This is a genomic window from Exiguobacterium sp. s91, from assembly GCF_018618915.1.
Lineage (GTDB): Bacteria > Bacillota > Bacilli > Exiguobacteriales > Exiguobacteriaceae > Exiguobacterium_A > Exiguobacterium_A abrahamii.
In genome coordinates, this window is the sequence record NZ_JACSMZ010000001.1 from 127,224 (window position 1) to 145,022 (window position 17,799).

The following is a 17,799-nucleotide window of genomic DNA, read 5'->3' on the forward strand; positions in this document are numbered from 1 at the left end:
AAGTGGTTAGATGCAAAAAATGTTTGAAAACAAATGGTACCGATTCGCCTGGTGGGTCATGACGTTACTGATCATCGTCTGGATTGGCGATCATGTCACGTTCCTGTTCCGACCGGTCGCGATTCTGCTTCAGATGGTCGTACCACCCCTCGCGATCGCCGGGATTCTCTATTATGTCCTGCTACCGATCGTCGAGTTACTTGAGAAGAAGATGAAACGGCGACCTGCTGTCCTGATCGTGCTAGTCGGTTTGATTGGTATTTTAACGACACTCGGATTCATCTTTGGTCCGATGCTATCGGAGCAAATCACGCAGTTCGTTAATTCGATTCCGACACTTGCGACACAGTTCCAGCGGCAATTGATTGATGTCCGGGATCAACTCGAGAACAGCGCAGCCTTTTCACGCTTCCTGTCAGGACCAGACAACTTGTTCAATAAGTTCTCGGGCAACATCTCGGAATATGCGTCGACTTTCCTCAAGAACATCGGCACAGGTGTCGGTGGATTCGTCAGTGTCCTGACGACGACGGTCGTGACGATCGTCATCATTCCGATCATGTTGATCTACATGTTGCTTGACGGCGATAAGCTGAAAGGCAATCTCGTCAAGCTGATGCCGTATGAGTATCATAAGGAAACGAAAAAAATCCTTGGTGACGTCCATTTGACGATCATGAGCTATATCCGCGGGCAAGTCATCGTCAGCATTGGTGTCGGGATCATCGCCTATATCGGGTATCTGATTATCGGGATCGATTATGCGTTATTGCTCGCTTTGTTTGCGACACTAACGAACATCATTCCGTTCCTCGGTCCTGTCCTCGGTGTCATTCCGGCCTTGATCGTCGGGTTCATTCAGGATCCGATTCTTGCGATTTATGCGATCATCGTCATGACGGTCGCGCAACAGATCGATTCGCACATCATGTCACCACTCGTGCAAGGGAAGACGCTTGACGTTCATCCGCTAACGATCATCATCGTCTTGCTCGTCGCTGGTAACATCGCCGGTTTCTTCGGCGTCTTGCTTGGTGTTCCGTTCTACGCTGTCATGAAGGTCGTCATCCTGAACATTCGTCGTCTCTATCATCTCCGGTCGCAGAAGAAGATGGTCATCACGGAGGAAGAGAAGACGTTTGATACGATCATCACGGAGCGCGATTGAGTTTTGAAATTCACGTAAAAGTACGTCATACTGAAGAGGTAGCTAAGAAAAAGGGGGCAGGAATCAGATGGATTCACGTCATACCGAAGAACAAGCCGATTTACTGGCGTTGCAGAAATTTCAACACAACTTCGAGAACAGTTTGAAGTCGAGCATCATTTATCTCTTGCGTGATGGTGCGTTGACGATCGGGGAACTCGAGCAACGAATCGATCAGTCGCACGGTCAGATCCTCGAGCAATTACAGGAATTAATCGAAGATGGACTCGTTGTCCAGCAGATGTCCGAGAAAGTGCACGGACTTGCCTATTATTTAACGGCACCCGCTGAAGATCTCGTCCGACAGTTCAAGGAATCGATCCGTTGGAGTAAGCAACACATTCGATACTAAAAAGCAGGTTTCTAGACCTACGAGCAGACGCTCGTAGGTCTTTTTGCGTTTTTTAAAACTATGGTCATATAAAATTGAAATAAGCCATTTTTACACAAAATGGATAGAACTAGTATGAAATAAAATTACAATATATTTTAGTGATTGATTATTGATAATATATATTATTTATATTTTTATGGTAAATTAATATCTAAAATACTGGTTAATAATAACTATTCAACCATTACTTTTGTAAAAAATTGTATATTTTTATGGTAATTGCATGCATAATAATAGGTGTACGATTATTTTTTCCGTAGAAAAGGAGTGTTGAAATGAGAAAAAAAGCACCTGATTTTCGAAAGAAGATGAATCGACACCATAGAAACCACACACGAAGACTAGTGAAACTGCTGGCAGCGTCCTCTCTCGCCCTCTCTCTGATCTCATTCACTTATACGAAAACCGAAGCAGCTGAGAATTCTGAAAAGAAGTTTCAGACGCAACAAAGTCAATTCGCGAACTCGGTTCGAAACTCGCTTGTCCAAGGACCGAATCGAGTCAGCTTAGCTGAAGTTCAACTATTGACGGATGTCGCGGTCAATGCAAATCTGACGGAACAACCGGATAACTATGATTTAGCCCTTAATTTAACCGGAGTCGGATTAGCCGATGCGGAGGTATTGAACCCGGACCGGGTGGCCGTCTTCAACATTCCAGATTTAGCGGGAAAAATGCAGGCGAACGGTAATGCGTCAGTCAGTGTTGAACTATTACCCATCACACTCGAAGATTTACCGACGCTGAAAGGTCAACTCGATCCTCTGACGGGAACAGTAGCAGATACTGTGACTGACCTATTAGCGGGTATCGATCGATTACAACGTACTCCAGTCGTAGGTAGTTTGTTGAGAGTGGAGGGGCTCACAGAATTAACGGATGCTCTGGATAATCTACAGAATTTAGATACCGCCCTTTCGGATCTTTTGGATTATGAAGGTTCTGCTCCAGTCACGATTAATCCGGATGGTTCAATCGTCATCGATTTTAGTGATGGTTTAGGACAGCATCTTGATACGGTAACGAAACAAGTTGTCCAAGACGCCTTAACCGATTTAGTCAACGCCATCACGAATTTAAAACTATCCGGAATAGCAGGAAACTTAATTGATCCTGTTTTAAATCCAGTCAAAAATTTACTGCCAGGTGTGAACAGTCTTTTAACGGCAGTAACGAACGATACAGTGAACTTGTCGAATGAACTCGCAGGTGTACAAGTACTTGGACCAACTTCTGTTAGTGCCAATGTCATCGTTGATAAACCGGCTGGAGTTGCTCAAGACGAAGTTGTTGTTACGGGATCTGTCGTCAACACGTCTGCGATTGATGCGCAACTGCTGGCCGATTTAGATGGTCAAGCTACAATCATCTTTGATGAAGAGGCAGATGGAGATGCGGACGCCGATGCGGATGCCGACGCCGATGCGGATGCGGACGCCGATGCGGATGCGGACGCCGACGCCGATGCTGACGCGGATGCGGATGCGGACGCCGACGCTGACGCCGATGCCGATGCGGATGCGGACGCCGACGCTGATGCCGATGCGGATGCTGACGCGGATGCCGATGCGGATGCGGATGCAGACGCCGACGCCGATGCTGACGCCGATGCGGATGCGGATGCAGACGCCGACGCCGACGCTGATGCGGATGCTGACGCTGACGCTGATGCGGACGCCGATGCGGATGCGGATGCAGACGCTGACGCCGATGCTGATGCCGATGCAGACGCCGATGCGGATGCTGATGCGGATGCGGATGCAGACGCCGATGCCGATGCCGACGCGGATGCGGATGCTGACGCGGATGCTGACGCCGATGCCGACGCGGATGCGGATGCCGACGCCGATGCGGATGCGGATGCCGACGCGGATGCGGATGCAGACGCCGATGCGGATGCGGATGCCGACGCGGATGCGGATGCAGACGCCGATGCGGATGCGGATGCCGACGCCGATGCGGATGCGGATGCAGACGCCGATGCGGATGCCGACGCTGATGCCGATGCTGACGCTGATGCGGACGCTGATGCGGATGCTGACGCCGATGCGGATGCCGACGCCGATGCGGATGCTGATGCTGACGCCGATGCGGATGCAGATGCGGACGCCGATGCGGATGCGGATGCGGACGCCGATGCGGATGCGGATGCGGACGCCGATGCCGATGCCGACGCGGATGCGGATGCTGACGCGGATGCAGACGCCGATGCCGACGCGGATGCGGATGCAGACACCGATGCGGATGCCGACGCGGATGCGGATGCCGACGCGGATGCGGATGCCGACGCTGACGCCGATGCGGATGCGGATGCCGACGCCGATGCGGATGCGGATGCCGACGCCGATGCCGATGCGGATGCTGACGCCGATGCCGATGCCGATGCCGACGCTGATGCCGATGCTGACGCTGATGCCGATGCTGACGCCGATGCCGATGCGGATGCGGATGCTGACGCCGATGCCGATGCCGACGCTGACGCCGATGCGGATGCTGATGCTGATGCTGACGCGGATGCTGACGCCGATGCGGATGCGGATGCAGATGCCGATGCTGACGCTGACGAAGATAATGATAGCGATAACGATAACAACAATGGTGGAGACAATGACAACGATAATGATAACGGTGGGAAAGAGGATCCAGACAATGTCTCTGATCCGAAAGATGATAATGATAGTGTCATCATTCCGATCCCTGTCGTCACGCCACCAACGACTCCACCAGGAAATGGTCCGGGTGTCACACCAACTCCTGGAACGAGCCCTGTCTCAGGTCCGAACGTCAAGCCAGCTCCTTCGACTGGCGCTGTAAATGGACCAAGCGTCAAGCCGACATTGCCAGCGAACACAGTCAGTGCACCGATCAATAAATCACCACTCGTTTCAAAACCGATCACTCAACCGGTGAAACGAATCGTTGGTGGTACGTTACCGAACACTTCGGAAAATCTGTTCTTGATCACCCTCATGGGAATGCTCGCGACAGCTGCCGGATTGTTCACGAAATTGTTCCGTCGCCGTCCACAAGAGTAAGTCATGCTGTAGTTAATCGTAGTGGGGCCATCTGTGCCTCACTGCGATTCATCCTTTTAGAATAGGAGTGAAGCTGAACATGGATCTGCTCAACCGATTCACAAATGCCATGGATGTACTGGAACAACACATGAAGACCGATGATATCTACTACTGGAATCGTCAGATGATGTTATTCGTCTCACTCGGACAAGCATCGGAGCGAGCCCGTGTCGTTCGATTCCAAGGTAAAGGGCTACAATCCGTAAAAGATCAAGCACGCAATTGGCTCCGCCAACAACCAGAAGTAGCGTGGTTGAAGCTCGACATCGCCCGAAACTTTGAGGCACTCTCGTTTGAGACCTTAAACGAGCGAGTGAAAGACACACGGAAAAATTACTTCCGGTACGGAATCGCGTTTGATCGGAAGATGCAATGTGCCTATCTAGAAGAAGAACTGAATGGAAATGCCGTTTTGACAAAAGATCCGACGCATCAAGAACTACACATCAATCTAACGAACTTGAGCAATTATGCGCACCAACAAGGGCGGACAGAGCGGATTGCCTTTCAACCGACAAGTCCATGCCTCCTCTTTGATACACTCGGTGTCTTCGCAGACGAAACACCACATGTACTTGAAGTCATACGTGATGTCGAAAAAATCCGTGAGACGACAAGCCCACTTCCTTCTGAAATCAAGACGATCGTCGCCCAGTCGAGTGAGTATCTTGCTCGCCAAGTCCGGGCGAATGGTCGCTTCCAATATGGTTACTTCCCATGCTTTGATAAACCGATCAAGTTCTACAACAGCTTACGTCATGCAAGTACACTCTATTCAATGATTGAAGCCTATCGACTGACACCAAGCGAACGATTACGCCAAGCAATCGATCGAGCAAAACGCTATTTGATCGAGGAATTGATCGTACATGAAGGGGAGCGTTCCTTCGTGCTTGATCGCGAATCGAACGAAATCAAACTCGGTGCGAATGCTGCAGCAATCTTAGCATTGACGGAATACATGCAGACGTTTCAGACGACGGATGAGTTACGACTCAGTCAACGACTCGCAACAGGCATTCTTTCACTGCAACAACCATCGGGGCAATACCTGCATGTGCTCGAGTATCCGTCGTTTGCGTTAAAGGAAGCCTTCCGGATCATCTACTACGAAGGAGAAGCGACATACGCCTTGATGCGGTTGTACGCACTCGATCCCGATCCCCGTTGGCTCGATAGTGTCGTCCAATCATTTGATCATTTCATCGCTAAATCGTACTGGAAATTCCACGATCATTGGTTGAGCTATAGTGCGAACGAGTTAACGAAATGGTTGCCGGAAGCGCGTTATTTCCAGTTCGGTCTCAAGAACGTCTCCCCGAAACTCGACTTCATTTATCATCGGGAAACGACGTACCCGACGTTCCTTGAACTGATGCTTGCGGCACGCGAGATGATTGACCGGATCGAAGCGCTGGGACGAGCCGACTTGTTAGCTGATTTTCCGCTCGACTGGCTCGACCAGACGATTGAACGACGGATGATTTATCAGCGAAACGGCTTCTTCTATCCAGAAGTCGCGATGTATATGAAGAAACCCGGTCGGATTCTCGGAAGTTTTTATATTCGGCACCACTCGATGCGGGTCCGAATCGATGACGTCGAGCATAATTTGTCTGGGTATTGCCGGGCATGGACACGAATGCTGAAGGAGGTGCCGTCATGATGCGACGCGTATCAACGCTGTTACTTGTCATCGGACTTGCCTTACTTGGATACGTCGGGTATCAGAAACTGACGGTCCAGCAAACCTTGACGACGGAACTGGCAAAAGCAAAAGATGTCGTCCGGGCGGAAGGAAAGTCATCGACCACATCAAAATCAGCAGCAACGAGCAAACAAGCGAAGGAGAAGACGAAGGATGTCCTCTTTCAAACCGGTGAGACGGTCGGTTATTTAAAAGTGCCGTCACTTGAGATGGAGTTACCGGTGCTTGAAGGCGTCGATGATGCGACACTCGCAAAAGGTGTCGGCCATCATCCGGAGACGGCCTTTCCAGGGCAAGGCGACCGGATTTTCCTCGCCGGGCATAACGATACGACGTTCTCGAAAATCAGTAAGTTGAAGAAGGGCGACGAGGTCGTCCTCTATCTCGCGAACGGGTCCTATCGCTACGTCATGCAATCGAGCGAGATTGTTGATTACAAAGACACGCGGGTCCTTGAGTCAACGAAGCAGGAGTCACTCGTCGTTTCGACCTGTTATCCGTTTTATAACGTCACGGACAGTACGGAACGTTATTTGATCTATTTTGAACCGATCGAGGAGGATGCGTCATGACACGAATCGGAATTTTACGCCTGAACGAGAATCCGCAGTTTCGCGATAAGATTGCCTGCGTCATCGGTGCTTCGATGGGCGTTGACATTTTCTTTTTCCGTCCGCGCGATGTTGATTTCAAAAACCGGACGATCCGCGGACTCTTCTTCGACGAAGATGCCTGGCATCCAAGTATGTATGAGTTTCCGGACGTCATCTACAATCATTTGCCACTCAGTGATGCAGACAAGAAATTGTTCAATCGTCTTGCAGCCGAGATTCCCTTTACGACGCACCGGATTGGGAATAAAAATGTCGTCTTACGTCAACTGGCGCAAGAAGGATCGTTTCAGGACGTCTTGATTCCGATGCACCGGGTAAAGAAAGGAAAGACGATTTTCCCGCTGATTGAGAAGTACGGAAAAATCGTCTTCAAGCCGGCGAACGGGAAACAAGGGCAACGGATTTATACGATCGAGCAGGAGGGAGATCAGTATCGATTCAGCCATCTACTCGAGTCGACCGTCTGTTCGACAGGGGAATTGATCAACCGCATCGAAGAAGAGACGAAACGGAATCCGATGATCGTCCAGCCGTTCATCGCCTCGCAAACGATTCATGGGCATTCGTATTGCATGCGAATCCATGTCGCGAAGGGAGCGAACGGGCAATGGAAACTCGTCAAATATTTTCCGTTCGTCAGCAACAATCACCAAGAATCGGTCAGCCATCTCAGTCACGGAGCGTTCTCGACGACGCGGATGGACATCTTCATGAAGCAGAACTATCCGGATCAACATGAAGCGATTTCGCGACGGATCGTCGATTTTGCGCGACGGTTCCCGGCTTATTTCGAATCGTTTTATGTCTACCCGCTCGATGCGCTCGGAATCGATGTCGGGATTGGTGAGGATGGACGTATCTATCTCTATGAGGTCAACAGCTTGCCTGGTACGCGCTATGTCGAGTTTCAGGCAGAGTATCTCGCGGTCCAGTATTGCCAGTACCTTGCGACACATGGGCGTCCCGGTATACATGGACTCGACCGGGGATGGATGAAGGAACGGATCGAGGCTTAGAAAAGAGGCGACGTGTGAAGACAGTATTGTTTTATGTGATGTCGGGCTTGCTCGTCCTCATCATCGTAACGAAATTCATGGTCCCACTCTTCGGTTGGTTTCAAGCAGAGGAGCCGGTAAAAGAAACGAAACCACGGACGTCAATTCGACTGGATGAAGCACAGCTGAAGCAGTTCGATCGCGAAGATCGACTCGGTGTCGTCTATGAGATGGCAGGATTGAAGCTGAAGACGCTGGACGTCGATACGACGGAAAAAACGCGACAAACACCGCTCGTTCAAATGAAGGTCGAAAAACAAAAGCTCCTCCAAGTGATGGGGGAGCAGGGACGGTTGCTTGCGATCACGGTCAAAGTGACGAATCAGTCAGCGGACGAGATTGAAATCTTACCAAAGATCGGGGAGTATGAGACAGAGGACGAGATTGTGACGATTGCGGATCAATTTAATGCCTTGAACGGTAAATACAAACCGGATGAGAGCCGGATCGGGATCGTCTTTATTCCGTCGGAGCAACTCCGTGTGACGGAAGGGCGACTTAGCCTGTTCTATGAGACGATGTCCGGTAAGAAGCAACTGCGGATTGCATTACCAGCAGCAAAATAAAGAACGGGATGCCTCCAAGTTGGAGACATCCCGTTTTGTCATTTCTGGACGGCGCTGAACGCGTCTTCTGATTCGATTCCTGCTTTATTGACCGCTGTGACGACGAAACGACCTGTTGCATCTTCTGGGAGTGGGAACGCTTTACGCTCGATCGATTCTGTCGTACCGAGTTTTTTGCGTTTTCCATCCTTCTCTTGATAGACGTTGTATTTGACGACGTCTTCATCGGTTGACGCATACCAGTTGATGAATCCACCACTGACGCGAATGTTCGTCGCCGGTTTTGGTGGCGTCTTGACTGGATCCGATGCTTTTTCATCAAGTTCCGTGAAGACGACGAGTCGGTCATCATACGTGCCTTGGTTCTGATCATACGTTCCGATACAGGTGATCAAGTTGAGGTTCCGGGTATCGGCTGGACCAAAGATTTTCTTCAGTGGTGCTTTTAAGTGATCGTACTGGACGAGCTCTTTGACGCGGAAGACGAGCTTCCGTCCGGACGCATCGGTGATTTCGACCGGATCACCTTTCTTCAGCTCATGCAACTTATAGAAGATCGCTGGACCGGTCTTCGTATCAGTGTGACCGTCGATGACGGCATTTCCGACGTCACCTGGACGCGGACCGAACTTGTACCAGCCGGCTTGTTGTTCGTTTTTAGGTGTCGCCATCGCGCCATCTTTATCGAGCCCGACCTGTTCAACTTTCGTTTTGATGTCGTGCTTCGGGATGAAGAGTTGTTTCGGAAGCTCGACCTCCGTTGCCGAGAGGTCCTTGAACTCCTTCTTGAAGATTTCAGACGGCTTGAGCGGATCTTCTTCCTTCGTCTCGGAAGAGGCCGCGGATTCTGTTTTTGGATCACCTTGCGTGATGTTTGATGTATCCGGTTTTGTTTGACCGAACAAGAGGAAAAGCAGTGTTCCGACCGAGGCGACCATTAAGATGATGCTCGCCGGTAATAACCAACGTTTCATAAACGCGTATCTCCTTTCCGAGAGAAGGGATTCCCTCTATGTACAAAAATAACAGGATAGCATGTCGCTATCCTGTTATTGATTATACCCAATTTCTTAGGCGTTTTGACGTTTACGTGCGAGGACAAGACCGACTGCTCCGAGTGCAAGACCGAATACTGCGATCGCACCAGTTGTTGCAGCTGAGTTGTTGTCGCTCATTCCACCGTTACCTGTGTTAGGCATTGATCCTGGAGTACCATCCATGAATTTCTCTGGTGATTGTTTAACGATTGCATCACCGAGGTTAGCTCCTACGCCGTACATGTAAGCGTAAGACTCACGGAATGTGTCGACAGAACCTTTGTAGTCGCCTTCAACATACTGCATGAACGTATCTTGGACGTAAGTCTCGTGACCTGATACCGCTTCTTGTGCTGCTTTTGTTGGAAGGTTTTCTTCTGTCGCTGCACCAAGGAATGCACCGAAGTCGTTCGAGAACATTTTGAGCATGTCTTGTGCGTCACCCATCAATTTCTTATCGTCATTGACTGCTGCTGTGACGAGGTTCGCTTGTGCTTCGATGTGGTTTTTCGTCCAAACTTGCTCGAACTGATCTGCACCGGCTTGACCGTAGATCGATTTGATGGCTGCTTTGAAGTCAGCTGTGTGCATGTCTTCAGCCCAGTTTGCTGCATCGTAGTCTTTCGCTTGGTCGACGCCAGCTGTCATGCTGAGGTTTGCAAGAGCAACGTGTTCAGCTGCAAGGCTGTTGAGTGTCGAACGAAGATCTGCTGCTTTTGAGTCAGCTTTCGTGTTGTCGAATTTCTCAGGCATCTGTGTTGTGATTGCAACAGAAAGTGCTTTTGAGATATCGTACATGCGGCTGTAACCTTCACGGAACGTGTTGTACGATCCTTCGTAGTCACCAGCTGCATATTGCTGGAATGTTTTGTAGACGTCTGCTTCGTGAGCACGGAGGACTTCTTCAGCTGCTGCTTTCGGGAGTTTACCTTCCGTAGCTGTATCGAGGAAGCTTGAGAGATCTTGAACGAACTCTTCTGTTTCTTTCTTCGAAGCGTTGATGCCGTCTTGGTCGTCTGCTTTTACAGCTTTGACGAGGTCTGTCGTATATTTGTTGTGATCAACGAAGATTTTCTCGAACTGTTTCGCGCCTTCGTCACCGTAGACTGAAGCGATTGCTGGAGTCATGTCGAGTGCGTTTTGTTTGAGTGCTGCTTCGTAGTACTGTGCGTCTTTTGAACCGTCATATTGTTTCTTCATGTCCATGACTGCGAGGACGAAGTGCTCAGAGAGTAATTGATCGAGTGTAGCACGAAGGTCAGCGGCTTTTGTTTTGACCGTGACGTTTTTCGGTGCATCTTGTTTCATGTCTTCTCCGCCACCGGAAGCGAATGCTGCCGTTCCTGGTAGTACGAGTGCTGCTGCCATTGCTGATGCTGCGAATTTTTTCGTGTGTTTCATCTTAAATCATTCCTCTCAGTTTTTGGTTTATTTGGTAGGTGTTTCTTGCCTGTTCTGAATAGCTTACGCAACGTCGGGTGGTTTGGATTGCATAAAGTTTTAATTTTTTTAATAAGTTGTTGAAGTGATGTTTCGTGCCATCCAAGAACCGTTGTTGCGTCGTTCTGGAAAGCTTACGCCGGACAGTTTCATTTGGATTTAAAAAAGTGTAAAAAAACCGCAGAACGTGGGAAACTGTTTTTCGCCTTCCTTATATACACAAACTAAAATTTTTTAGAGGAATTGCCTGTCTCATCGTGTTACACTAGTTGCGGAACACGTTTTGTAGCGAATTTGGAACTATTTAATACCAGGTACTAATATGCTATACTGTTCTCAGACTGAATCAATGAAAGGTGATCAAGATGGTACAAAACCAAACAGGCACGGATCAGCCAACGCGTGAACGCCTGAAGAAGAAGCAACAGGCTTCAAACCAGGAAACCGGCAATCCGGAGCACAAATCAGAGCGACGTCTTCGTGCATATTCGACACGCCGAGTTCCGATCATCGTACGTGTACTGATCGTTCTCGTTCTCATCGTCGTAGCACTGATCGTCGGCGCAATGGTGGGTTATGCGACGTTTGGTGGTGGCGAGGCAATGGATGTGTTAAAGCTCGACACATGGACCCGCATCACCGATTTTTGGATGAAATCTTAATTTTAATCAGTGATGGGAGCTGTCGAATATGTATACGATCGAACAAATCAAGGAAGTCATTCCGCACCGGTATCCGTTTTTACTCGTTGACCGCATTTTGGAAGTCGAAGAGGGAAAACGTGCCGTTGGAATCAAGAACGTCACGGCGAACGAAGAATTCTTCAATGGCCATTTCCCAGAGTACAATGTCATGCCCGGCGTCTTGATTGTCGAAGCACTCGCGCAAGTCGGTGCCTTCGCCGTATTGAAGATGGAAGAGAACCAAGGGAAGCTCGCCTTCTTCGCAGGAATTGAAGGATGCCGTTTCAAACGTCAAGTCGTGCCCGGGGATCAGCTCCGCCTCGAAGTCGAATTGACGAAGGTCCGCGGACCGATCGGTAAAGGTCGTGCCACAGCCACAGTCGATGGGGAAGTCGCCTGTGTCGCTGAACTGACGTTTGCTATGAAGTGAAGCGAACATGAAACGCTGGCTTCTCCCCCTCGCGATTTCCTTACTCGTCGTTCCTGGTTGTCAGCGCGCAGAACAAGCGAAGACCGCTTCCCCGACGGTCATCGTGGATCCTGTTAAGCGTGCAGGACAGACCGAGAACATTTCCGCACAGGTCACCCTGACGGAAAATGACCGGATGCGTCTCGTCATCCGGACAGCGAATGACATTCGACTCGATGACCAACAGGTCGATATCCGGCTCGAAGTCGCCAACCAATCGATTCCGTTTCCGTTCGTCTCCTTCGAAGCGAAGAAGATGGGGGAAATCCGGACCTATACGTCCAATACGACGATCGAAAAAGAAGTCTTCGATGACCAGCGTCTTCCGGTCCTCATCATTGATGCAGGAGCAGGGCGTGGAATCGAGATTCCGCTTGAGATCGTCAAATAAGACAGCATAGCGAGCTTCTAGCTCCATGTGCTGTCTTATTTTTGTTTAATTTCGGCTCGTGAGGGAACAGAAAATAGATACAAAAGGAGGAATCAATATGGATCACACGGTACAGCAACGACTGACAGATTGTATTCTTGCTTGTAATCATTGTTTTGATGCCTGTCTGAAGGAAGAACATGTCGGGCATATGGCGGATTGTATTCGACTCGACCGAGATTGTGCTGATATCTGTAGCCTCTTGCTACAAGCGATCGCTCGAAACAGCTCGAATGTCGCGGTCCTCGCTAAAGCATGCCAGAAGATTTGTGAAGCATGCGCCGCTGAGTGTAGTAAACACGATCACGATCATTGCCAAGAGTGCGCGAAAGCGTGTACGGAATGTGCGCAAGCGTGTAGTCAGCTCGTCTAAGACCTTGTCTTTCGACAAGGCTTTTTTATTATAAAAAAATAGCAGGAATTCAAGATTTCTTCTGGTTATTTTTGGCGGATTTGTTTACTATTTAGGGAGGTAATATTAAATCACGATAGGAGCATACATACATTCATGAAAAAACTTAGTTTACTTTTGATGGCACTCGTCGTCGCGTTCGGTTTGAAGTTACCGGTCTACGCAGAAACCGTCGAGTGGGACGTCACAGGAACGGGCACGGGTCCGTATACGTTGACGTTTGAAGGCACAGGCATCGTCGATATCACGTCGGAGACGGCACTCGTCTTTGAAGACGGCGTGACAGGGGAAGACGTCAACATCGAAGAGACACCGGTCGTGACGTTCACGGCGGAGACGGCACCTGTCGTCAAGGTCGTTTCAGCAGATGGACAACGGACGATTCTCGTCCAGTTCGGTAAAGTCGTCACACCAGACGAGCCGACGACAGAAGAACCAACGCCAGAGACACCGGTAACAGAAGAACCGGTCAAAGAAGATCCAGCAACGGACGAACCGGTGACGGAGGAACCGACACCAGAAGAGCCTGTGACGGAAGAACCGGTCAAGGAAGAGCCGACGACAGACGAGCCAGAGACGGGTGATGACGCGACACCGACACCAGTCGAGGCACCGACGACGGCAACGATCGAAGGAACGATCTGGTTCGATGAGAACGAAGACGGCATTCGCCAAGAGAAGGAAACACGTCTCGATGATGTAGTCGTCTATTTGATGGACCGGAATGAAGATGTCATCGATGAAGTATACACTAAGAATGGTCTATACAGCTTCAAGGATTTAAAACCAGGAACATATGAAGTCGAAGTCGACGGATATGACATGGGGTACTATTTCTATTCCGAGCAAAACGTTGGTGACGACCGGACGATCGACTCCGATGTCGATGAAGACTTTGGGATGAAGAAAGTCCGTCTCGTCGCAGGTCAGACGGAAGTGATCGACGCTGGGATTTACGGCGACGAAGAGCTCGACGGTATGTTCGAGCATTGGTTAGCTGTCGTCAATTTCTTTGATGCAAACGGAAACCAACAGCCAGATTTTGATGAAGGAACAGTTCCTGCGACGTATACGGTAACGGATGCGATCACAGGAAAGGATGTCTATCAGGAAAAGATCGCAAAAGATGACTTGATGATGCTCCAACTTGATCCGGGAACGTACACGATCAAGACGGAAGTCGCAGCGGGCTACACGGTCAAAGCGATGCATCACCTTGACATGGATGACTTGATGATGGATATGGATGAAGAGATGTATGAAGACTATGAGTCATTCGCTCAGCAAGCGAAAGCGATGAAACTGATGGCGAGCGATGAAGAATCAATCTCGCCGGAAGAACAAGAGATGATTGATGAGTTGTTGAAGTACTTCGAGCGAAAATCACCGGAAGCGGGTGTGACGATCGAAGAAGGCAGCCTCGGTACGATCTTGCTCGCGGAAATCGCGAAAGCAGAACCGGTCGCAAAACCGACGCCAACACCAACGTCAACAGAAACATCTGTCCAAACAGTCGAATCGGCTGAAAAACAATCGAAACCGACGACAACGACAGCAACGGGCACATTACCACAAGCAGGTGAAGACAAGCCGTTCCCATATGCAACAACGGGAGCAGGACTTGCCATCGTCGGTCTTTGGTTACTCGTTCGTCGGGGAGCATAATGATTAGAGACCTTCAATCAGAAGGTCTCTTTTTTTGATGTGTGCATCTTTTGACACACACGCACACATGTGTGTATAGTAAAGATACTACTAGAGGGAAAGAGGGATGACGATGTTAACGACAAAGCAGATCAGTGAATTGTTACGTGTCTCAGAAGAAACGGTCCGTCGCTGGATCCGTACAGGCGAATTGCATGCCGAACAGGATGGAAAAGGCTATCTCGTCGATGAATTGGCGCTCAAACGTCTCGTCGATGAGAAGTCACAGATTCCAGGAACCGCGATGAACAAGATTCTCCCACTCATCCAAGACATGTTCGGACCGGAAGCGGCTCAGTTCGCGAAATCGAACTTGTTTGACCCACTCCGTCAATCGATGGAGCAAGCCCCACCGAAGCCGGAAGCATCAAACGAGTCACTCGCAGAAGAACTCGATCGTCTCAAACGCAAAAAACGTCGTCTCGAACTTGAGCACGAACTGAAGTTGCTTGAGATTGAAGAGAAGATCGCAGCAATCGAACGGAAAGTTCAGTTCTGAACACGAAAAGCGATGTCCCCAATTGAGGAGACATCGCTTTTTTTCGTTCGACCATAAGAAAAACCCACTTCACGAGTCGGAAGGGGTTTTGTCGTTTGCTTGTTTCTTTTTACGGTACCAGTACCAGTAAGCAAGTCCCAGTCCAATCGGGATTGCAGCCAAGTACGGGTTAGCTTCGATGAAGCTGATCATCTCAAAGAGCGCGAACCATCCACTGATTAAACCGAGGATGAGTAAAATCGTCCGTAGTGCTTCGGGAAGCTTGCGGATCCGATACGCAATGAGACAGACGAGGCAAAAGATAATGATAGCCACGAGCATTCCTCCCATTCCCGTAATCCAGTATAGCGTATTCAGAAAGCTTTTTCGATGCACAAATCTTCTGCTCTCCCGTATAGTGGAGACAGAGAAACTATCGAAGGACGTGATGGAATGAAACTGACAGTGATTGGAACAGGATATGTCGGTCTCGTGACTGCAATTGGACTGGCGGAAAACGGACACGACGTAACGTGCGTTGACTTGAATGCAGAACGGATGGCGCAATTGACACGAGGGATCCCGCCGATTAAAGAAGAGGGGATCGAAGAAGCGCTAGTCGCGAATCAACAACGAATGACATTCACGACGGAATACCCAGTCGCAAAGACATATCTTGTCGCTGTCGGAACACCGGAGAAAGCGGACGGGAGTTGTGACTTGTCGGCAGTAGAAGCTGTTGTCGCTCATATTGAACGAATCGCACCAACTGCGGCTGTCATTATTAAATCGACAGTTCCACCTGGTACGACGATGCAACTAGCGATGCAGTATCCGACGCTACGCTTTGCGATGGTCCCTGAGTTTTTACGAGAGGGTACGGCTCTTGCTGATATGCGGAATCCTCATCGTGTCGTCATCGGAACCAACAATGACGATTTATCGCAAGAACTAGCGACATTATTTGCGACGACAGCACCTCTTGTTGAAGTCGACCCGACGACGGCTGAGTTAACGAAATATGCGGCGAATAGTTTTCTGGCAGTGAAAATCAGTTTTATCAATGAAATCGCTCGACTAGCAGATGCTGTTGGGGCTGACGTATCGGACGTTGCAAAAGGAATTGGTCTCGATCCACGGATTGGTTCCTCGTTCTTGCGAGCTGGAGCCGGATACGGTGGATCATGTTTCCCGAAAGATATCGCAGCGCTTACGACGCTCGCTCGTGAACATGAGCAACAACTTTATGTCATTGAAGCAGCAGATAAAACAAATGAAGCTCAACTAGATTATGTCTTACAAAAAATCCAACCACGAACTGGGATGCGCGTGGCGCTACTCGGTCTCGCCTTTAAACCAGGAACGGATGACTTGCGGGACGCACCAGCATTACGCCTCGCAGCACGTCTGGAGCAACTTGGCGTCATTGTAACTGGATATGATCCAGTTGCCCGAACGTTACTCGATCAAAAGCAAACGGTCGAAGAAGCATTGAAGGATGCAGATGTTGCAGTTATTATGACGGAATGGGAAGAGCTCCGTAATATTACACCAGAGCAATTCGTTCGTCAGATGCGTCAACCCCGTGTCGTTGATGGACGTAACTGTTGGTCATTCACGGATCAACCGGGAGATGTTCAATACGAAAGTATTGGACGACCGGCTAAATCATTTTCGAACAATCGAACCGTTTGACCTGTCATGATAGGTGAGCCCCTCGCGGACTCACCTATTTTTGAGGAAAAGGAGCAGACGCATGGTCATTGATTATTTCGCAGTCTTACCGAGTGGAAAAAAAGGCGCACTAGAGCCGCACTGTCTGACACAAGGAACGTGGTATCAGCGTATCAATGAAGAATTGTTTCGGGCCATCCATTATGGTGCTGGGATTATCCGAATCCGTGATAAAGGAGCAGAACTGCGGATTCCGATTGAGTTCGGATTCGGTTACGTCTTGCAGTACTTGCGCCAGTTCACGGAGGCGGAACGACAAGATGGACGAAAACGTCATGTCCTGCAACGGCAGCTCGATTGGATTGGTCGTGGATTACCGATTGAATTAAAACGACGCGGAAAAAATATCGAAATGTGGGCTGATGATATTCATCGCTTGCATCGGGAATCGTTCCTTCAAGCAATCGAAAAAGCAGATCATTTTATCTCGTGAAATCAAAACTTTATTTTAATAAAACGAAAATAAGGCAAAAACCTAATGAAATGTAAGCGTTTTCTTTAAAGGGGTGAATCCAAAAATTAATTTCCATGCACAGCCCGTGTAAATATATTTTACCTTACTACTATTCACCTATTTTTTACAAAAAATCTATTGTGGCGTCCTTCCCATTTTTGTATATTTGACCTGTAGCGTTTCTACCGATTCTCAAAAACGAAACGGTGGGACGTACGAATCTACAATCAGAAATGGCTTCTTGGAGCGATTTTGGCAGTTTCTTTAGTTCATCCCAATCGGATACATAATGGCTCACGAATGGATCGTCTTGATGATAGACGAAAAGTCGCACGTG

18 protein-coding genes are annotated in these 17,799 nt (G+C 49.2%); 15 read left to right on the forward strand and 3 right to left on the reverse strand.

All coding sequences use genetic code 11. The annotated features are described in order from the left end of the window. Nucleotides 1-10: 10 nt before the first annotated feature. The 7 genes from KNQ06_RS00675 (at nucleotide 11) to KNQ06_RS00705 (ending at nucleotide 8,621) form a co-directional block, all read left to right on the forward strand. Nucleotides 11-1,168, forward strand: a complete 1,158-nt coding sequence (locus tag KNQ06_RS00675; RefSeq protein ID WP_064299252.1) for an AI-2E family transporter — start codon at nucleotides 11-13, stop codon at nucleotides 1,166-1,168. A 67-nt stretch (nucleotides 1,169-1,235) separates the two neighbouring features. Then, nucleotides 1,236-1,559 carry a winged helix-turn-helix transcriptional regulator gene (locus KNQ06_RS00680; RefSeq protein ID WP_023469481.1) on the forward strand — a complete coding sequence of 108 codons (324 nt, stop codon included), beginning with the start codon at nucleotides 1,236-1,238 and terminating at the stop codon, nucleotides 1,557-1,559. Between the two features lie 317 nt (nucleotides 1,560-1,876). Beyond that, a complete protein-coding gene (locus KNQ06_RS00685; protein ID WP_215147028.1) occupies nucleotides 1,877-4,636 on the forward strand; it encodes an adhesive domain-containing protein in 2,760 nt (919 codons plus the stop codon). 79 nt (nucleotides 4,637-4,715) lie between these two features. After that, a complete protein-coding gene (locus KNQ06_RS00690; RefSeq protein WP_215147030.1) occupies nucleotides 4,716-6,344 on the forward strand; it encodes a poly(glycerol-phosphate) alpha-glucosyltransferase in 1,629 nt (542 codons plus the stop codon). After that, the gene (locus tag KNQ06_RS00695; protein ID WP_215147033.1) at nucleotides 6,341-6,958 is read left to right on the forward strand and encodes a class D sortase; all 618 of its coding nucleotides are present in this window, start codon (nucleotides 6,341-6,343) and stop codon (nucleotides 6,956-6,958) included. The genes KNQ06_RS00690 and KNQ06_RS00695 overlap by 4 nt, the downstream gene beginning before the upstream one ends. After that, nucleotides 6,955-8,016: a YheC/YheD family protein gene (locus KNQ06_RS00700; protein ID WP_215147035.1), complete on the forward strand. Its 1,062-nt coding sequence runs from the start codon at nucleotides 6,955-6,957 to the stop codon at nucleotides 8,014-8,016. Before KNQ06_RS00695 ends, KNQ06_RS00700 begins: the two co-directional genes overlap by 4 nt. A gap of 14 nt (nucleotides 8,017-8,030) precedes the next feature. Beyond that, entirely contained in the window at nucleotides 8,031-8,621 is a 591-nt protein-coding gene (locus KNQ06_RS00705; protein WP_050678223.1) for a hypothetical protein, read from the forward strand. A gap of 38 nt (nucleotides 8,622-8,659) precedes the next feature. On the opposite strand, the gene KNQ06_RS00710 is transcribed toward KNQ06_RS00705, so the two are convergent. Both KNQ06_RS00710 and KNQ06_RS00715 read right to left on the reverse strand, forming a co-directional pair. Further along, nucleotides 8,660-9,595, reverse strand: a complete 936-nt coding sequence (locus tag KNQ06_RS00710; protein ID WP_215147037.1) for a class F sortase — start codon at nucleotides 9,593-9,595, stop codon at nucleotides 8,660-8,662. A gap of 96 nt (nucleotides 9,596-9,691) precedes the next feature. Beyond that, nucleotides 9,692-11,059 carry a hypothetical protein gene (locus KNQ06_RS00715; RefSeq protein ID WP_064299258.1) on the reverse strand — a complete coding sequence of 456 codons (1,368 nt, stop codon included), beginning with the start codon at nucleotides 11,057-11,059 and terminating at the stop codon, nucleotides 9,692-9,694. A gap of 404 nt (nucleotides 11,060-11,463) precedes the next feature. Here KNQ06_RS00715 and KNQ06_RS00720 point away from each other — a divergent pair, with 404 nt between their 5' ends. The 6 genes from KNQ06_RS00720 to KNQ06_RS00745 all read left to right on the forward strand — a co-directional run bounded on the left by KNQ06_RS00720 (nucleotide 11,464) and on the right by KNQ06_RS00745 (nucleotide 15,295). Continuing rightward, on the forward strand, nucleotides 11,464-11,760 hold the full coding sequence (locus KNQ06_RS00720) for a DNA-directed RNA polymerase subunit beta (RefSeq protein WP_029342717.1): 297 nt from the start codon (nucleotides 11,464-11,466) through the stop codon (nucleotides 11,758-11,760). A 28-nt stretch (nucleotides 11,761-11,788) separates the two neighbouring features. After that, nucleotides 11,789-12,211 (forward strand): 3-hydroxyacyl-ACP dehydratase FabZ, encoded by a 423-nt coding sequence (gene fabZ / locus KNQ06_RS00725; RefSeq protein WP_029342716.1) that lies wholly within the window; start codon nucleotides 11,789-11,791, stop codon nucleotides 12,209-12,211. A 7-nt stretch (nucleotides 12,212-12,218) separates the two neighbouring features. Then, complete coding sequence (locus KNQ06_RS00730; RefSeq protein ID WP_029342715.1) at nucleotides 12,219-12,641, forward strand: hypothetical protein; 423 nt, start codon at nucleotides 12,219-12,221, stop codon at nucleotides 12,639-12,641. Nucleotides 12,642-12,738: 97 nt separating this feature from the next. Continuing rightward, entirely contained in the window at nucleotides 12,739-13,053 is a 315-nt protein-coding gene (locus KNQ06_RS00735) for a four-helix bundle copper-binding protein (protein WP_214807975.1), read from the forward strand. 135 nt (nucleotides 13,054-13,188) lie between these two features. Beyond that, entirely contained in the window at nucleotides 13,189-14,757 is a 1,569-nt protein-coding gene (locus KNQ06_RS00740) for an SdrD B-like domain-containing protein (protein WP_214807972.1), read from the forward strand. 112 nt (nucleotides 14,758-14,869) lie between these two features. Further along, nucleotides 14,870-15,295, forward strand: coding sequence for a helix-turn-helix domain-containing protein (locus tag KNQ06_RS00745; RefSeq protein ID WP_215147038.1), 426 nt, complete (start codon nucleotides 14,870-14,872; stop codon nucleotides 15,293-15,295). 69 nt (nucleotides 15,296-15,364) lie between these two features. On the opposite strand, the gene KNQ06_RS00750 is transcribed toward KNQ06_RS00745, so the two are convergent. After that, the gene (locus tag KNQ06_RS00750; protein ID WP_230088487.1) at nucleotides 15,365-15,616 is read right to left on the reverse strand and encodes a hypothetical protein; all 252 of its coding nucleotides are present in this window, start codon (nucleotides 15,614-15,616) and stop codon (nucleotides 15,365-15,367) included. 111 nt (nucleotides 15,617-15,727) lie between these two features. Here KNQ06_RS00750 and KNQ06_RS00755 point away from each other — a divergent pair, with 111 nt between their 5' ends. Together KNQ06_RS00755 and KNQ06_RS00760 are read left to right on the forward strand one after the other, a co-directional pair. Further along, nucleotides 15,728-16,969 (forward strand): UDP-glucose dehydrogenase family protein, encoded by a 1,242-nt coding sequence (locus tag KNQ06_RS00755; protein WP_215147041.1) that lies wholly within the window; start codon nucleotides 15,728-15,730, stop codon nucleotides 16,967-16,969. 61 nt (nucleotides 16,970-17,030) lie between these two features. Continuing rightward, nucleotides 17,031-17,441 (forward strand): hypothetical protein, encoded by a 411-nt coding sequence (locus KNQ06_RS00760; protein WP_215147043.1) that lies wholly within the window; start codon nucleotides 17,031-17,033, stop codon nucleotides 17,439-17,441. The last annotated feature ends 358 nt before the right edge of the window (nucleotides 17,442-17,799 follow it).